At 45.4% G+C, this 16,740-nt stretch carries 10 protein-coding genes; 4 read left to right on the top strand and 6 right to left on the bottom strand.

What is annotated here, in order from left to right:
- Nucleotides 1-63: 63 nt before the first annotated feature.
- The 3 genes from K9J17_06830 to K9J17_06840 form a co-directional block, all read right to left on the bottom strand.
- Nucleotides 64-2,193 carry a T9SS type A sorting domain-containing protein gene (locus K9J17_06830; GenBank protein ID MCF8276430.1) on the bottom strand — a complete coding sequence of 710 codons (2,130 nt, stop codon included), beginning with the start codon at nt 2,191-2,193 and terminating at the stop codon, nt 64-66.
- 62 nt (nt 2,194-2,255) lie between these two features.
- Nucleotides 2,256-3,461, bottom strand: a complete 1,206-nt coding sequence (locus K9J17_06835) for a hypothetical protein (GenBank protein ID MCF8276431.1) — start codon at nt 3,459-3,461, stop codon at nt 2,256-2,258.
- A gap of 51 nt (nt 3,462-3,512) precedes the next feature.
- Nucleotides 3,513-6,437, bottom strand: a complete 2,925-nt coding sequence (locus K9J17_06840) for a hypothetical protein (GenBank protein MCF8276432.1) — start codon at nt 6,435-6,437, stop codon at nt 3,513-3,515.
- 234 nt (nt 6,438-6,671) lie between these two features.
- Here K9J17_06840 and K9J17_06845 point away from each other — a divergent pair, with 234 nt between their 5' ends.
- The 3 genes from K9J17_06845 to K9J17_06855 all read left to right on the top strand — a co-directional run bounded on the left by K9J17_06845 (nt 6,672) and on the right by K9J17_06855 (nt 12,275).
- Nucleotides 6,672-7,904 carry a metallophosphoesterase gene (locus K9J17_06845; GenBank protein MCF8276433.1) on the top strand — a complete coding sequence of 411 codons (1,233 nt, stop codon included), beginning with the start codon at nt 6,672-6,674 and terminating at the stop codon, nt 7,902-7,904.
- Nucleotides 7,905-7,944: 40 nt separating this feature from the next.
- Complete coding sequence (locus tag K9J17_06850) at nt 7,945-10,056, top strand: penicillin acylase family protein (protein MCF8276434.1); 2,112 nt, start codon at nt 7,945-7,947, stop codon at nt 10,054-10,056.
- 113 nt (nt 10,057-10,169) lie between these two features.
- Nucleotides 10,170-12,275, top strand: a complete 2,106-nt coding sequence (locus tag K9J17_06855; GenBank protein ID MCF8276435.1) for a penicillin acylase family protein — start codon at nt 10,170-10,172, stop codon at nt 12,273-12,275.
- Nucleotides 12,276-12,330: 55 nt separating this feature from the next.
- On the opposite strand, the gene K9J17_06860 is transcribed toward K9J17_06855, so the two are convergent.
- Nucleotides 12,331-14,001: a S41 family peptidase gene (locus tag K9J17_06860; GenBank protein ID MCF8276436.1), complete on the bottom strand. Its 1,671-nt coding sequence runs from the start codon at nt 13,999-14,001 to the stop codon at nt 12,331-12,333.
- A 154-nt stretch (nt 14,002-14,155) separates the two neighbouring features.
- Between K9J17_06860 and K9J17_06865 the strand changes: the two genes are divergently transcribed.
- Nucleotides 14,156-14,845 carry a tetratricopeptide repeat protein gene (locus K9J17_06865; protein MCF8276437.1) on the top strand — a complete coding sequence of 230 codons (690 nt, stop codon included), beginning with the start codon at nt 14,156-14,158 and terminating at the stop codon, nt 14,843-14,845.
- On the opposite strand, the gene lepB is transcribed toward K9J17_06865, so the two are convergent.
- Both lepB and dapB read right to left on the bottom strand, forming a co-directional pair.
- A complete protein-coding gene (gene lepB / locus K9J17_06870) occupies nt 14,846-15,970 on the bottom strand; it encodes a signal peptidase I (protein MCF8276438.1) in 1,125 nt (374 codons plus the stop codon).
- Nucleotides 15,971-15,997: 27 nt separating this feature from the next.
- Nucleotides 15,998-16,738, bottom strand: a complete 741-nt coding sequence (dapB, locus tag K9J17_06875) for a 4-hydroxy-tetrahydrodipicolinate reductase (protein ID MCF8276439.1) — start codon at nt 16,736-16,738, stop codon at nt 15,998-16,000.
- Between the last annotated feature and the right edge of the window lie 2 nt (nt 16,739-16,740).

Below are 16,740 nucleotides of genomic sequence, written 5' to 3' on the forward strand. Positions count from 1 at the left end.
CCTCTCCAATTACTGAAGAGGCCTTAAATAGAGGTTGGATAATACTTGTAATCCGAGCTATGGCTAGCTTTTGATGTAGCGCACAGTGGTCATACTTCCTGCAGCTTGAATTCGAATAAAATAGACACCGTTAGCAAACTGGCTAATGTCCATTCGTTGGGTAAAGTCGTTCGTGCCATTGATAACTACGGCAGGCAAAAGAGCTTGTCCAAGCATGTTCGTCAATTCAATTGAAACGTTTTCAGAACTTGGCAATTGTCCGCGGATCGTGAATTCTCCTTTTCCTGGATTAGGATAGACATCAAGCACATCAAATATGCTGTACTCTTCTACCCCAACATTGAAGGTGAACTCATAAATGTAAGTTTCTGTAGGGCAACCATTAGGTCCAATGTACTCCACATGATAGTTTCCACTCTGGATTGCATCGAACGTAAGACCTGTTGCTCCTGGAATCGGGTCTCCATTGATGAACCATTGGTATCCAGATCCAGGTGGATCTACTGTGAGATTATTATTTCCATTATCAACGATTATGGCTTCATCCATCGGTGTCACATCAACTGTAATCGTATTCGAAATGCCTTCGCATCCGTACTGGTTCGTAACTGTTACAAAGTAATCGCCAGATTCAGTAACAACCGTTGAAGCATTTGTTCCGTTAGTAATTTCCCAATCATATGCACCTTGATTGAGCGCTGTAGAAAGCGTCACTGTTTCTCCTTCGCAAAATAACAATGGACCATTAGCAGTAATAACAGGAGCGGGAACTGGCTGAACCGTTACGTTAGCAATCGTTGATGTTCCCTCACATCCGTCAGCGTCCGTTACAGTAACCGAATACTGACCGCTGGCACTTACCGTAATTGATTCGGTTTGATCTGCTGTATTCCATTCGTAGCTCGCAAAACCAGGCGTTGCTGTCAAATCTAAGGTTTGCCCAGCGCAAAGTTCCAAAGCACCATTATTGCTCGAAGTAATTGTAACAGAAGGTCCGGCACCTACTTCAATGTCAATTGAAGCAATATTGGTACAGCCCAAGTTGTTTGTGTAGGTGTAAGATATAGTGTGCATTCCGCCACCAACAGCGCTCGGATTGAATACTCCGTTGCTTACTCCAGCACCTGCGAACGAACCTCCAGCAGGAGATGCCGAAAGGGTTACTGGTGTGCTTGATTCGCAAAGTGGTGCTACTGCTGTAATGCTAACATCTGGAAGCGTATTTGCAAGCGCGAACGCAGGTTGATTGAAGTCTGTCCAGCCTGAGTTGGTAACAGTATTATATCCGCCTACTGTTCCTATAGCTTCATTGGTCATATCTTCCCACTGAGGTGTTCCTTGCCAGTGAGATCCTGAAGACCAATCGCCATCATTTGCAGAGACATAGTATTGTGTGATATCAGCAGCGTCAGAACCAGCCGTATGATCGATAAGATTATAGAACTGATCGTTCACGATACATAATTCTGAACCGATCTGATTAACGTCAAAACCTTCAGAAGTAGCATTCACATTGGCCATTCTTAGGGCAAACGTATTTGCTGAACTAGCGTTAGGAGTAATTGCCACAGGTCGAATTCTTGCTGTTCCAACACTGCTTCCTACAGGAAAAACGTAGGTATCAGTACTATTCATATCCCATGAGAACCGACCGTTTCCAAGACTACTTACAAAACCACCATTTTCAGTTACGGCAGATGAAGCAGTATTCAAAACCCGAAGTGTGTTAACATCGGTAGCTAACTGCAAATTTCCAAGAGCTAAAACGCCTGCAACTTCAGCATCAAGACCCAAAGTTTTAATGCCAGAACCAAGTAAGTTCAAATTGTAAAAGGTAGAAACTGCTGTTCCCGTAACGATCTGATTTGCTCCGGTCAGATTCACAATGCTCTGGTCAGATGTGAAAACTGAATTATTCTCCCAATTTCCTTCCACATTGAAAATACCAGTGTTTCCACCACCACCGGTCAGAAGATCGCCATTTGTCAAGTCACCTTCAATCGTGATACGCCCAGCATTTTCAATCGAACCTAGATCATTGTTAAGATCACCTGTTTTAATAGAAACGATACATCCTGAACTTACCGTCACCTCAGCTCCATTGTTCTGAACAATAAACTGAGCGAAAACATTGGACGACCCAAACAAACCTATTGCAGTAAACATCGCAAGAAACACTCGAAAATTTGCCATTGTTTTGTATTCAAATTTCTTCATAATAGAGTCTTTAGATAAAGATTTCCTAAACAACCAAATTAATTGTACACTTCCACAATAGTCGTGGTAAAACTACCATGTCTAAGCATCACGATCTTGTAGGTAGGGTAAGCGTTGGAATCTTCCTTAGAGAGGTAGAAAATAATACCTGGCCCGTAACTATCAGATGTTAAAAACATATCCGTATTTATTGTGACCCAACTTCCTGAAGTGAAATTAATATCATCCGCACCTGAGTGTGGGGTTTGAGTGACCGAATTCCCATGCCATTCACCAATAAAGAACACGTCCCACCAACCATCATGGCCTGTGTTAAAGTTTAACTCAAGGTCGTCATCCGCTGAGTTCCATCTAAAACTCACGTTGGCGTCGCTATAGAAAGTTGTCGTAACAGCTTCAGAAAACGTTGTTTTAGTACCAGCTCCGCCTCCTGCAGGACCAGTGGGCCCTGTAGCTCCTGCAGGACCAGTTGCCCCATCCTGACCATCAGTGCCATCGGCTCCGTCTTGGCCATCAACTCCGTCCTGTCCGTCTGCTCCGTCCAGTCCGTCCAATCCTGCAAGACCTTGAGGACCAGGCAACCCTTGAACGCCTTGAGGTCCTGCTGGTCCTTGGGGACCAATCAATCCATCTGCCCCAGCTGGTCCTTGTGGGCCTGTTGCCCCATCCTGACCATCAACTCCATCTTGTCCGTCTGCTCCGTCCTGTCCATCCAATCCTGCTGGGCCTTGTGGTCCCTGTGGTCCTGCCGGGCCTGTTGCTCCATCCTGTCCATCAGCACCATCTTGACCGTTTGCTCCGTCTTGTCCATCGGCTCCATTCTGCCCATCCAATCCCGCTGGCCCTTGTGGTCCTGCTGGGCCTGTGGCTCCATCCTGCCCATCGGCACCATCTTGACCGTTTGCTCCGTCTTGTCCATCGGCTCCATCTTGTCCGTCCAATCCTGATAGGCCTTGAGGGCCTGGATTGCCCATTGGGCCAATGGCCTGAACCCATTGAGTTCCATCAAAGTACCAGAATTGGTTATCATCGGTGTCAAAAACCAATAAACCGGTTGCAGGAGAGAGGATGAGCGTCCGTTGCTGAGTCGACATCCTTGGAGTCAGGAAACCTTTATCTGATGACGTCAAGTCCAACACAGCACTGGCATCAGGAGATATGGTGCCAATCCCCATGTTGTCCTGTGCAATCAAAGAAGCACTCGAACCAAATAGAATACATACTACGTAAAGTATTTTTTTCATTATCTTTTTTCAGATAAACGACTTTATTTCAATCCACCAATCAATTGGCTGCTATTTGTTTAGGCTATCTGATTTGGTAATTCCTTTTCGTTGATTCGAATCAGATTCATAATCTAGCGCACTTTGAGAACGATCTGCCCCATACAACTCGGGTCTGATATACTTACCAGCAATCTTACCTGTTTTCTCTATCTCTACCTCCAGTTTTTCAGGGTTTTGCTTCATATACTCATCATTTCGAGCGCCCGTTAGCATCCAACTAATCTTCACACCAGGAGATCCTCCAGCAACAGAGAATGAATTTCCATCAAACTCCTTCGATACGTATATCTGCGTTGTTGGTCCCATAGGAGTGACGTTGTACGTGAAATCCCTGTTGATCGCAGCCACATACTCAGGCAAAGCTATTACAGCCTCACCGTTCTCGTCCAAATTTACTTTTCCACGATAGAATAATAGTGGCTCATTCGATTCAGTATTAAAGTGGCGAAGAATCTTGTTCTGCGGATCCAAAGGGTGGTCAATTACAAAATATTTAGCACCTGAGCCTCCAAAGTCACCATTAGAGTAAACGCCATATAACGCAGCTCCTGAATTGTCCGAACCATAAACACCGGCCCATCCATCGATAGATTCTCCTCGGACTCCGTACCACCCTCCTCTGCCTTCAACACCGATACCCCAAAGGGAAGACGGGTACGAGAATCCTTCTACCCCAGGATAGTCATTCACAGTTGAACCACTAAAAGCTCCATATACTCCAACCTCAGCACCAATGCCATAGGTTCCAATCCAACCTGTACTGTTACCATATGAACCTACTGCATCAACAGCGTAACCTGACACTGCAAGATTAACCCCTGTAGCGTGTGAACTGAAGATATTGTCAGAAGGTGGCGTTGTACTTGCAACCGCAACTCGAATCCCGTCATCAAATATCTGGGAGCAAACTGCCGAACTTCCGTTAGACTTAACAACAATGTTTGCTGTTGAGCATCCTACAGGTCCTGCTGGACCTTGCTGTCCTTGTGGTCCAGCTGGCCCCTGTGCCCCGGCTACTCCCGCTGGGCCTTGGGTTCCTTGCGGCCCAGGCAATCCTTGAACTCCTTGTGGACCTGCTGGACCCTGTGGTCCTATCAGTCCATCAGCTCCTGTCGGGCCTTGTGGGCCTACGGGTCCTGTTGCTCCATCCTGTCCATCAGCACCATCTTGGCCATCTGCTCCGTCCTGTCCATCGACTCCATCTTGTCCATCAACTCCTGCTGGGCCTTGTGGGCCAGGCAATCCTTGAACTCCTTGTGGACCTGCTGGACCCTGTGGCCCTATCAGTCCATCAGCTCCTGTCGGGCCTTGTGGGCCTACAGGTCCTGTTGCTCCATCCTGTCCATCAGCACCATCTGCTCCGTCCTGTCCATCGGCTCCATCTTGTCCATCAACTCCTGCTGGGCCTTGTGGGCCTACGGGTCCTGTTGCTCCATCCTGTCCATCAGCACCATCTTGGCCATCTGCTCCGTCCTGTCCATCAACTCCTGCTGGACCTTGTGGGCCAGGCAATCCTTGAACTCCTTGTGGACCTGCTGGACCCTGTGGTCCTATCAGTCCATCAGCTCCTGTCGGGCCTTGTGGGCCTACAGGTCCTGTTGCTCCATCCTGTCCATCAGCACCATCTGCTCCGTCCTGTCCATCGACTCCGTCCTGTCCATCAACTCCTGCTGGGCCTTGTGGGCCAGGCAATCCTTGAACTCCTTGTGGACCTGCTGGACCCTGTGGTCCTATAAGTCCATCAGCTCCTGTCGGGCCTTGTGGGCCTACAGGTCCTGTTGCTCCATCCTGTCCATCAGCACCATCTGCTCCGTCCTGTCCATCGACTCCATCTTGTCCATCAACTCCTGCTGGGCCTTGTGGGCCAAGCAATCCTTGAACTCCTTGTGGACCTGCTGGACCCTGTGGCCCTATCAGTCCATCAGCTCCTGTCGGGCCTTGTGGGCCTGCTGGGCCTGTGGCTCCATCCTGTCCATCCAATCCTGCTGGGCCTTGCGGTCCCTGTGGTCCTGCCGGGCCAGTTGCGCCATCCTGTCCATCAGCACCATCTTGACCGTCTGCTCCGTCCTGTCCATCGACCCCATTCAATCCCGCTGGGCCTTGTGGTCCCTGTGGTCCTGCCGGGCCAGTTGCGCCATCCTGTCCATCAGCGCCTGTCGGACCTTGTGGTCCCTGTGGGCCTGCTGGGCCTGTTGCTCCATCCTGTCCATCAGCACCATCTTGACCGTCTGCTCCATCCTGTCCATCTGCGCCATCTTGACCGTCTGCTCCGTCTTGTCCATCGGCTCCATCCTGTCCGTCCAATCCTGCTGGGCCTTGTGGTCCTGCCGGGCCAGTTGCGCCATCCTGTCCATCAGCGCCTGTCGGACCTTGTGGTCCCTGTGGGCCTGCTGGGCCTGTGGCTCCATCCTGTCCATCAGCACCATCTTGACCGTCTGCTCCATCCTGTCCATCCAATCCAGCTGGGCCTTGTGGTCCTGCTGGGCCTGTAACACCATCCTGTCCATCGGCACCATCTTGACCGTCTTGTCCATCGGCTCCATTCAATCCCGCTGGACCTTGTGGTCCCTGTGGGCCTGCTGGGCCTTGAGGACCTACAGCTCCTGTTGCTCCTTGAAGCCCAGGCGTTCCGTTAGTACCCGCTGGACCTGCAGGCCCTTGCGGCCCAACAGATTGAACCCAGATAGTTCCATCGAAATACCAGAATTTATTATCGTTAGTGTCATATACCATCAGACCCGTTGCAGGGGAAGCAATGGCGGTTCTTTGAATTGTGCTAAGCCTAGGGACGAGTAAACCTTTATCCGTGGCAGATAGGTCTAAGACCGCTGAAGGATTTGGCGTTGATGTTCCAATACCCATGTTATCCTGAGCCAAAGACTCAAATGTGATAAGGCTGGTAAGAACTGAAAATACGAGTAGGACTTTTTTCATGTTACAATTGGATTTTAACTAAATGTCGCTCAATAAGTCGTTACAATAGACGTATTGATAATTTTAATCGATGAAACAAAAGTAACAGCTAGTGAGACACATTACCAAACTCATCAGACCTGAATTAGACAAACGACCAACCGTTTTTGGTAAAATCAAAGACATTTGTTCTTAAATATCGCTTAAGAAAAACTTAAAATATTTTTTGCTGTTAGTAATCACCACATGACCAAAATGCTCAGACTACTCATTCCAATTGCCCTACTGATATTAATTGACCTTTACTTTTTTCAACTGGTAAAAACATCGGTTCAGGATCTCAGTCAAAACTGGCGTACTGCAATTCAATTCGGATATTGGTCCGCAACCATTTGCGTGATGGTCATTCTATTTTTCACTGCCAACCGGAACGGCCTTCCAAACCATGTTAGATACTACCTCTTCAGTCTAATGTTGGTGTTGCTGATTCCAAAATTGATGGGCATCCTCGTTCTGTTGAGTGAAGACATTTTTCGATTTGGGAAAGGCGTTATGGGATTGTTTGGATCAACTACGGATCCATTTCTTGCTAATCGAAGAAAGTTTGTTTCGCAGGTCGGCCTCGTAGTGGCAGCTATTCCTTTCAGCACTATGCTGTATGGTATGGTGAGGACAGCTTTCAACCTCCGAGTCAATAAACAGACAGTCATTTACAACGATCTACCAATTGCTTTTGACGGATTGAAAATTGCTCAAATCTCAGATCTTCATTCAGGTAGCTTTTCTTCTTCAGCATTTATAGCAGAAGCCGTTGATCGGATTCTTGAATTGAAACCTGATATCATTTTCTTCACAGGCGACCTCGTGAACAATGAGGCCGTGGAAGCGGAGCCTTACGTGCAAGAATTCAAACGGTTGAACGCAAAATTTGGGGTTCATTCCATTTTAGGCAACCATGACTATGGTGATTATGGTCCTTGGCCCTCTCAATCTGCAAAAGCAGAAAACCTCGAAAGACTAAAACAAATTCACAGAGAATCTGGATGGAATCTACTACTGAATGATAACCACACGCTGGAATCCAGTGGAGAAAAATTGGCCATTGTGGGTGTAGAAAACTGGGGAGCTTCCAGACATTTTCCGAAATACGGTGACTTGGATGCTGCTGTCAAAGGCGTGGAAGACGTTTCATTCAAAATCCTGCTTTCGCACGACCCAAGCCATTGGGATGCTAAAATCAAGGATCATCCACAAAAATTCCAATTGACTCTTTCGGGACATACGCATGGGGCTCAATTTGGGATTGAAATCCCTGGATTCAAATGGAGTCCGGTTCAATATCTATACAAGCAATGGGCGGGATTGTACGAATCTGCCGGTCAAAATATCTATGTAAACCGTGGTTTGGGATTTATCGGGTACATGGGTAGAATTGGAATTGCTCCGGAAATCACCTTATTGGAACTCAGATCAAATAAGAATGCCTAACTTGGTTGGCAAGTTCAATTCCTCTGATTTCTAATAGCTTATGAAGAAAATTATTGCTTGCCTAGCTGTGATGGCCGGGCTTTCTGCATCCGTATTGGCAGAAGACAACGGTTACGAATACTCGATCACGGTAAATCCCGAAGACATTACCATTGTGAGAGACAAATGGGGTGTTCCTCATATTTTCGGAAAAACAGACGCAGACGTTGCGTATGGATTGGCTTGGGCCAATGCAGAGGATGATTTTTATACCATGCAGGAACTCGTTATTACTGCAAAAGGCCTTGCTGGGAAAATGCTCGGGGTTGAAGGGGCTGAACGTGATTTCTTTTCGCACGCTTTAGGATATCGGGAACGCGTTGAAAAGGACTTCAGTCAACTTTCTGCTGATTATGTGAAGTACATAGAAGGTTATTGCCAAGGAGTTAATGCTTACGCCAAATTGCATAAGAAAGAAGTGCGGGTAAAAGGTACTTTCCCTATCAACCCAAAAGATGTGGTTGGTGGATACATGTTTGCGCTGAGTGCGCTTATTGGAACTCCAGGTGCTGTTGGTAAGATCATGGATGGTACATATGATAAAGACCAACCTTCTGACCTTCCTTATGGATCTAACGCATTTGCTTTCAACAGCAATAAAACTTCAGATGGCAGTTCCATGCTTTGCATCAATCCTCATCAACCAGTTACAGGTCCATTTTCTTGGTATGAAGCGCATTTGTGCAGCGAAGAAGGTTTGAATATTCACGGTGCAATGTTCCCAGGTAGCTCAACAGTATTTTTAGGGAATAACGAACATTTGGGATGGGCGCACACGTTCAATCACTTAGATCTTGTGGATGTATTTCAGTTAGAAATGCATCCGAGCAAAAAGCATCTGTACAAATTCAATGGTGAGTGGAAAAAGATTGAGAAACGACCTGTTTGGTTGAAGGTGAAATTGGCAAAAGGCATCGTTTTTCCTGTAAGAAGAATGACATATTGGAGCGAATTCGGAACTACTTTAAAATCTCCGGACGGAAATTATTACGCGGTCAAACTTCCAGGAAACGAACGAATCCGCGTTGGAGAACAGTGGTATAGAATGGATAAGGCCAAAAACTATTCAGAATTCTACGATGCGCTCAGAATGGAATCAATCTCCATGTTCAATATTATTTATGCGGATGAAAACGATACGGTGATGTACCTGAACAATGCCGTTGTTCCAAAACGGAATCCAGAAGTTGATTACTCTGGCGTTGTAAAAAGCAATTCCGATAAAACCATGTGGACTGAATTTCATCATGTGGAAGACCTTATCCAGACCCTGAACCCGAAATGTGGTTGGGTTTTTAACACAAACAATAATCCAGTGCATGCAACGGCTAAAAATGAGTGGCAAAGTCTTGATGACTATCCAGCATCATTTGGCATAAGTGATAATGGCGAGAATAATAGAGCTGAACGATTTTTAGAACTGATGCGCGAAAAAGCTTCAGACCAAGTTTCATTCGAGCGGATGAAAAAAATGAAATTCGATTATGAATTTCCCGCTTGTGGCGCATACCAGAATTCCATCGAAAATCTCTTTCATGTAAACCCTAGCGATTACCCGGAATTGGCTCCACTTATCACAACTATAAACGCTTGGGATAAAAGAGGAGACAAAGAGAATAGAGGTGCCGGAGCATATCTTATCACCTTTCAAAAAGTGTTTTCCATGATGGGATTTTCTGATGGCGAATTCAAACGCTCCGTAAGTATTCCAGACACGACTTACGTAAAAGCACTTCGTTGGGCGAAGAATCAAATAGATACGCATTACGATGGTAAAATTCCAGCGCTAGGCGAAGTGCAGCGTCATGTTCGTGGAGATGTTAATCTTCCGCTCAGCGGATTTCCTGATGCGCTCGCTGCCAATTACAACGAAGAATGGAAAGATGGAAGGTACAAGCCTTGGGTTGCCGATTCGTATGTTCATTTTGTCCAATGGAAAGACAAGAAAATAGTCCGAATGGAAACTTTGCACCCTTTTGGTGCATCTACCCGACCAAACTCTCCACATTACACTGATCAGATGCAATTATATGCCGATCAGCAGACCAAAACCATGACTTTGGACAAGGAGAAGATCTTTGCAGAGGCAGAATCGATCTATCACCCAAAATGATATCGTAAACACTTGATACATAGTTAATAGGCATTGAATTGGGGCAGACGTACCTTTACGTTTGTGAGTTCAACCCCTAAATATTTCTACACTTAATGCCCCAAAAACCATTGATGCTGGTTGCCATCCTTTTTGCAACTACTAGCCTTTTCGCTGGCAAACCGAAAATCTCTGAAAACGAGCCAAACAGCACTGGTTCTCAATTTGAGAAGATTGATATCGCTAAGATTCAAATAGTCCGCGACCAGTGGGGCGTGCCTCACATTTTTGCCGATCAAGATCACGAAGTTGCCTATGGCTTGGCTTGGGCCAATGCTGAAGACGATTTCGGAACCATGCAAGAACTTCTTATTGCAGGTCAAGGTCGATCTGGACAACTGATGGGAAAAGATGGCGCCAAGCGCGATTTTCTACTTCACGCATTTGGAGTGAAAGATGTGGTTGATGCGAAATTTGATTCCGCTTTCAGCGAAGAATACAAGCAGTACTTAGACGGTTATGCGCAAGGAATCAATGCGTATGCGAGTTCGTATCCAGACGAGGTGCTCCTGCACGGACTCTTTCCAATATCTGGGAAAGACCTCGTTTACGGGAACGTGTTTGCAGCGTGCATCGTTTCTGGCGGGCACTTAGAAGTGGCCAACATACTTAACGGAGAATACGATGGCGGCACAACTTGGCTTGGTTCCAATGCCATGGCTTTCAATCAGAATAAGACTGAAGACGAAAGCACGATACTGGTTGTCAATCCACACCAACCAATGGAAGGTCCATTTTCTTGGTACGAAGCGCATCTCTGCAGCAACGAAGGATTGAATATCCTTGGTGGGCTTTTTCCCGGAGGACCATCGGTTTTCTTGGGGACCAACGAAAATCTTGGTTGGGCACACACGGTCAATAAACTTGATCTGGTAGATGTGTTCAAACTGAAAATGAATGAAGAAAAAAAACACTCGTATCAGCTTGATGGAGAATGGTTTGAATTGGATAAACGACTCACCTTCCTAAAGGTGAAATTGAGCAACATTCTTACCGTGCCAATTCCTAAAATGACATATTGGAGTAAGTACGGAGCCACCATCAAATCAAAAGATGGTGATTACTACTCGGTTCGATTAGCAGCAAACCAAAAGATCAATACGATTGAGGAAATCTATCGAATGAACAAGGCCAAGAATTTTGATGAATTCTACGAAGCCTTGAGCATGGAAGCGCATCCGCGATATAACGTGATCTATGCCGACCGCGAAGGAAATATCATGTACCTGAACAACGGACTTATTCCAAAACGGAATGAGGATTACAACTGGGCTTCCGTGCTGCCTGGTGACACGAGCGCCACGTTGTGGACAGAATTCCACCCAATTCAGGAACGGCCTCAGATCGTTAATCCTGCTTGTGGTTATGTTTTCAATACGAACAACACTCCTTTTAACGCAACATGCGAAAGTGAGAACATGAATCCGATGGATTATCCACCATACTTCGGATTTGAGCATGGAGACAACAATAGAAGTACACGCTTGATGCAATTACTGGAAGAACAAGAAACCGTAAATCTAGAAGAGGTTAAGCGAATGAAATTCGATTGTCAACTGCCTGATTCAAGCACGTTCTTCAATTCGGTTGACAATTTCATGCAACTTGACCCGAACAGTTTTCCAGATGTAGCGGAAAGTATTGTGAAGATGCAGAATTGGGACAGGCGTGCCGACAAGGAAAGTGAAGCGGCTGGAATGTACCTTCTCACCTATCATTACATTTTCGATAAGTTGAAGCTTGGAACGGAAGCTTTCATTGATGGAATGGATGTGGACGATAACCTATTTATTGAAGCGGTTACTTACGCCAACGAGCATTTGATGGAATACTTTAAAACACTGGACGTCACACTTGGCGAATTGCAAGTACATGTTCGTGGAGAGAAAGAATATGGTGTAAACGGTTTTGCAGATGCATTGGCTGCCAACTACAATATGCCTTATACCAATGGTCGGTTCAAGACCTTTGTGGCTGATTCATACGTGCAATTTGCACAATGGAAAACAGGCGAGGAAGTTTCGTTGCAAACGCTGCATCCGTATGGCGCTTCCAACAGAGAATGGTCTGCGCACTACAATGATCAAATGGAATTATATGCCAATCAGCAGACCAAGAAGATGACATTGAACAAGGAAGAGATCTTTGCAAACGCAGAGAAAATCTATCATCCAAAGTAATTCTGTACTAGAAGTCTACGTATTAAAAAAGGCCCTTACGGGCCTTTTTAATTTATCAGTTAACCGACAGCTTCAGTCGCTTAAAGGTTTTGTCATCAATGGATTCGAGCGCTTTCAATACCGCATCATCTTCTGCGTTAAAGACGCGGTAGAACGCTTCAGTTTGCCAAAGTGTTCGAGCCAAAAGCGCTTTCAACCTTGTTCGGATGATCTTGCCAGAAGCCTCCATTCCTTCCGCCTTTCTTGTAGCGAAATCCTTCTCTTCAGCATCATCTGTAGGCTTTTCAACCGCAGCAACTGCGTCCGTTGTGTCTTTGGCCTTTGGCTTTAGCTCCTTCTCTGCAAAGGCAAAAAAGTCATCTAGGAATTTGCCATCAAGATCAAATTTGGCTTCAAATGTTTCAAAATCCGGATACGTTTTTGCAAGCTCATCCCTATGCGTATCTACATATTCGTTTATGTACTGATAGAACAGTCCTCGGCTAAGCAGGTCTCGCAAGAAGTCTGAATTTTCTGAAGTATCAAGCGGAATGAAAATATCTGGCAGAATACCTCCGCCTCCGTATACTTTACGCTTGTTGTCCGTAAGAAACTCCTGATGATCATCCACATGGATACTGTCCATACTGAACAACTCTCCGTTGTCTCTTCTGCGCTGCCCTTCCTTTCTGTATTCCTCGTTTCCTTCTTCGTAAGGACGCTGAATACATCTTCCTGCTGGAGTGTAATATCGAGCCGTGGTGAGTTTAAGTGTCGATCCATCACGCAGTTTAAATGGCCGTTGAACCAAGCCTTTTCCGAATGATCTGCGACCGATGATGAGACCTCTATCATGATCTTGAATCGCTCCTGAAACAATCTCGCTTGCCGATGCGGAACCTTCATCTATCAACACCACTAGTTTTCCTTTCTCAAATCGTCCTTGACTAGTGGCAAAATAGTCTCGCTTAGGGTTCGATACGCCTTCCGTGTAGACGATCAACTTCTTGTCGTCAAGAAACTCGTCAGACAATTCGATAGCTGTATTCAAATATCCTCCAGAATTGCCCCTCAGGTCAAGCACCAAGTGTTTCATTCCCAATGGAATCAACTCGTTCATTGCTTCAGCAAACTCATCCATGGTGGTTTGAGCAAAACGATTCAGTTTAATGTATCCAACTTCTGGAGTGAGCATGTACGATGCATCCAGACTGAAAATTGGAATCTTATCGCGAACGATCGTGTATTCTACAAGTTCGCTTACTCCTCTTCGGTAGATCTTAACACGAACTTTCGTTCCCTTATCGCCCCTCAGTTTTGCGATCACATCTCCATTAGTAATTCCGATGCCGGCCACCACGGTGTCTTCAATTTCAACGATCTTATCGCCAGATCTTATTCCTAGTTTCTCGGAAGGTCCGCCAGAAATTGGAGATACAACGGCAATCGTATCGTGAAGAATATTGAATTGAACTCCGATTCCTTCAAAATTGCCTGAAAGCGGCTCATTCATCTTCTCGTATTCTTCGGCCGTCATGTACTCGCTGTGAGGATCGAGTTCTTTGACCATTCCGACAATGGCCTCATCAACCAACATTTCGTAGTCTGGATGATCGACATACTTGGTTTCAATCAGGTTGAGTACGTCATCAAACTTGAGTTTGTATTCTTCCTTAATGGTTCGCTGTGCAAGGGCGCTGGTAGCAACAAGTGCCAATCCAAGCACCAATCCCGACAATCTTCTCATATCCATGTGAATCTCTTTCTACGAAACGCTAAAATCGCCAAAATGGTGCCACCAATTGGTCTGTAAATCACAAAACTTGTGAACGGGTTTCCAAGACCGCATGATTCTGACCTTCTGCAATGGTTAATTTCGCATCGAATCAAAACACGAAGTCATGTCAAAAGTTCTATTGCTTGCTCTTATTACCGTTTCGCTTATGTTCTCATCCTGTGATAATACAGGGAAAATGGTTGAGCGAGAATGGGTGGTTTACAATTCAGTTATGGATCAAGGTGATATTATTACGGCAATCACTTGTTTGAACCGCATCGTTGCATTCGAAAAATACAATCCAGATGCCTTGGATACATTGGCAATACTTTATCTGAAAAGTGGATCGAACGAAGCAGCGGCCAAAATTGCTACTCGTGCTCTCAATGTCAGAGAAAGTGATGTGTTGACGAAAGTTCTGGCAAAGGCAAATAAAGGATTGGGGAAATATGATATCGCATTGGAAAACTATTCCAAGCTACTTGTAAAAACCCCTGAAGACCTGGAATTGATGTACGAAGTTGCTTACGCATACATCAACTTAAGTCGATTGAATGATGCGCTTCCTTTCGTTCAGAAGATCATTTCGCATCCTGAATCGGGAAGCGCTGTCATGCAAGAATTCATAAAAGAAGGAAGTCAGCTTTTACCATATCGCGCTGTTGCTTTCAACATGCTTGGCTTTATCCAAACTCAAGCCAATGAACCAGAAGCTGCTATAAAGAGCTACGAAACGGCACTGCAAATATTCCCGAACTATTATTTGGCCAACAACAACTTGAAGCTACTTTCAGCCAAATTGGAGAAGAAATGATCAGTGGATCAAATTGAATATCCGCGACCAACGGATCTTCTCTGCCAATTTCGTTGCATCCTTATCGATGGATAGCCAAATGAACACTGCTTTTCCAACGATGTGGTCTTCAGGTACAAATCCCCAAAAACGACTATCGGCAGAATTGTGACGATTGTCTCCCATCATGAAATAGTAGTCCATTTGAAAAGTGTATGAATCCACTTGCATTCCGTTGATGTAGATCTGAGATTCTTCGATCTTCAGATCATTGTGCTCGTAAAAGCTGATAAGACGCTCGTAAATCGGTAAGTTCTCAACCGTCAATTGTACGGTTTCACCTTTCTTTGGAATAGTGATCGGACCGAAATTATCCACATTCCAATAGAACTTCTGCTTCTCATTTGACTTCAATTCTGGGTCAGAATTCGGAAATATATATTCAGCATATGTTCCTGGCTTGGCAATTTCCGCTTCTACAGACTGAACGTTATTCAACTCAGCGATCTTCTCCTTTGCCGCCTTGGTCATTGTCAAACTGAAATCCCCTTTCACAGATGTACGTCCACCTTCGGTAATGTCTAATTTCCTAAGCACCAATTGATTGAAGCCCGTTCCATTGGTTTCAACATCATAAGAAGTTTGCATTCCTTCGGCCTGATAGGCTTCTTCACCGTTTATGTAAAGCACACCTTCTTTCACTTCAAGCACATCGTTCGGAATAGCCACGCATCGCTTAATGTAATTTTCGCGCTTATCCACCGGACGATAACCTTCCATCGGATAGTTGAAAACAACTACATCGTTATTCTTGATCTTGCTGAAACCAGGCAGACGATAGTATGGCAGTTTGATCCACTCCAAATACGATTTGGTGCTAAGCGTACCGGGCATAGTATGATGTGCAAACGGAAACGCGATAGGCGTGTTGGGAATCCGTGGGCCATAGCTGACCTTGCTTACAAACAGAAAATCGCCAATAAGCAACGACTTCTCCATAGACGATGTAGGAATCGTATATGCCTCTATCAAGAATAAGCGAATAATGGTTGCCGCGATGACCGCAAAAACGATGGCATCAACCCATTCTCGAACGAAACCTTTCTTTTGGGCAGGTTTTTCTTTCTTCCAAAATTTCCAATTCATGGCCGAAGTAACTGATCTATTGATGATTTATTTAGCGAAGCCCTCAAACTTAACATCCTTTATGAGGTCGCTCATGGTGTATACACCCTTTTTCTTTACCAGCCATTCTGCGGCAAGTACTGCACCTTTTGCAAATCCCACGCGGCTTTTTGCCGTATGAATGAGTTGTATCTCATCAATCTCAGATTCGTAGGTGACCACATGCGTTCCAGGAACATCGCTTTCTCGATGAGAAATGATCTCAAGTTCATAGTCTTTATCAGATGCGTGGTTCACCCAAACATCTTTACGATCTAAGGCATCAATGATATCGTTTCCCAATTTAATGGCTGTGCCACTTGGCGAATCAACCTTACCTGTATGGTGCGTCTCATCTACAACCACTCGGTAACCTTCATGCTCGTTCATCAATTTGGCAAGCACCTTATTTGCTTCGAAAAACAAATTGACCCCAACACTGAAGTTAGAAGCATAGAGCAGTGCCTGATTATGTCGGTGACAGACCTCTTTCACATGATCCAGCTGACCGAACCAGCCAGTGGTTCCAACCACTACGGGCGTATTGGCATCAAAGCATTTGAATATATTGCTGACCACGCTATGTGGCATCGAGAATTCGATGGCCACATCTGCGGCAGCCAACTCTTCCTCTTTACCGATCCAATCATCGGCATCGTTGAATTTCACTACAATTTCGTGTCCACGCTGCAAGGCGACCTTTTCAATCTCCTTGCCCATTTTCCCGTATCCTGAAAGTGCGATTTTCATAC

The organism is Flavobacteriales bacterium (assembly GCA_021739695.1).
Taxonomy (GTDB): domain Bacteria; phylum Bacteroidota; class Bacteroidia; order UBA10329; family UBA10329; genus UBA10329.